At 51.3% G+C, this 1,923-nt stretch carries 2 protein-coding genes; both read right to left on the minus strand.

Features of this window, described 5'->3' with window-relative positions; all coding sequences use genetic code 11:
- Positions 1 to 802 (minus strand): NHL repeat-containing protein (locus J2Z66_RS42295; RefSeq protein ID WP_209980128.1); only part of this gene is annotated, 802 nt, incomplete at its 3' end.
- A gap of 33 nt (positions 803 to 835) precedes the next feature.
- Positions 836 to 1,750: a carbohydrate ABC transporter permease gene (locus J2Z66_RS42300; RefSeq protein WP_209980130.1), complete on the minus strand. Its 915-nt coding sequence runs from the start codon at positions 1,748 to 1,750 to the stop codon at positions 836 to 838.
- Positions 1,751 to 1,923: the final 173 nt, after the last annotated feature.

The raw sequence follows: 1,923 nt of genomic DNA on the forward strand, positions 1-1,923 counted from the left end.
TGATGTCTTTGCCGGCTGTCGTCGTATACATGAACCCGTCATGATCGACGGCTACGCTGCTGATCACACCCGGCAGCTTGCTGATTTCATTCGCGTACATCTTCTTTGGATACAGCAGCCGCTTCATCGCATCAAGCGGAGAGAAGACCGTTTGGTTCGCTCCGTAGAAGCTTTGAAAATTGCCTTGCGGATCAAGCTGCAGCAGCCCTTGATAGCCTCCGAGCACAGCGATGTACAGAAATCCGCGCTTATCGACGACCAGCCTCGTCGGATCGAATTTGAAAGATTCGGGAATGTAAGTTGAATCCGGCATCTTGTACTCTCTGATGTAATTACCGTCTTTGTCCACACGCACGATCCGCTTATTGCCGGTATCGGCGACGTATATGTCCAATTCGCCGGTAACGAATACGCCTTCCGGCTTATTGAACGACCCCCCTGCCGAATCCTGCTCTGGCGCAATAAAGCGGATGAACTCCCCTTCCGGGTCGAACTCGGCGATCCGGTTATTGCCGGTATCCGCCACGAAAATATGATCGCGCTTGTCGATAAATACGTCTTTCGGATTTTGCAGCGGAGACGATATCGCCATCCCTGGATTGTCGGGGCCCGGGATCATCAAGTCTTTGCCGAATATCCTTTCGGGGGTATAGGCCGGCTGCGTCCAGATCAGGCGTCCTTGTTTATCTTTTGAGTTCGTCCAGTAGGGAACTTCCGCGTATGCGGACAGCGGCAAGAGGGCCGCTGCGGTCAACATCAGGAAGAGCAGCTTTAAAACCCGCCGGCTGCTTGTCAGTATCATGGTTAATCCTCCGAATCTGCGGAATCTGCGTCCTTATTTGATGCCGGAATGTGCCATCGTGGCGATAACTTTGCGCTGGTAGAACAAGAAGAACAGGAAGTTCGGCAGAAACAGAATGAGCGCGGCTGCCGCAGCGGCACCCTGTCTTGCCACAGAGTTTGCCATTCCGGATGTTATCGTGCCAAGGAAGAACGGGAATGTCTTCATCGATTCGTCTTGCATGAACAATCTGGATGTTTCCACGTTGCCCCAAGCCGCTTGAAACGTCAAGATGGCGACGGTTGCTACCGCCGGCATAATGGTGGGAATTACGATTTTGTAGAAGACCGTAAATTCACGGGCGCCATCCATCCTGGCCGCTTCGAGCAGCTCATTCGGGACCTGATCGACAAACTGCTTCATCAGGAAGACGCTGACGGGTGCGGCCAAGGCAGGCAGCATATGCCCGAAATACGTATTCATGATGCCCAGTTTCGACACGACCAAGTAACGCGGAATGCCGACCGTCTCTGGAGCGAACATAAGCGTAAGTAGTATCGCTGCGAACAGCACTTTATGGCCGGGAAATTGATGCTTGGATAGCGGATAAGCGCATAATGCGCTGACAATCACAACTCCGATTACCGTAAGCAGAGTAACCGTCACGCTGTTAAACAAATAACGGGTCACCGGGACTGCCGAATTGCTCGAAAGAAGAAACAGTTCCTGAAAATTAGAGAATGACGGATTTTCCACGTAAAGGCGTGGTGGAACGATGAACAGCTCCTGATAAGGCTTAAGCGAATTTGTAAAAATGAATACAAGCGGAATGAGCATGAATAGGGATAATAGCGTCAGCAGCACGTAAAGTATTTTATGAAAAGCGTCCTTCTTCTCCAGCCTGTTCCTTCTTTTATGCCAGAAAGCAGTGAGAAGTTGCTTTAACTTGTTGCCGGCTTTGTCGGCCATCACTCATCCCCCCGGGTTCCAAATAACTTATGACCCAGCTTGTTGGCTGCGTACATCATGACTAGCAAGAATACCGACAGGGCCGAAGCGTACCCCATCTCGAAACGGACATCGCCGTAATCCTGGATATGGCTCATAAGGACATGGCCGGCATATTGGGGAGTCGGAAACGT

The organism is Paenibacillus eucommiae (assembly GCF_017874215.1).
In the GTDB taxonomy this organism is placed as follows: domain Bacteria; phylum Bacillota; class Bacilli; order Paenibacillales; family NBRC-103111; genus Paenibacillus_AI; species Paenibacillus_AI eucommiae.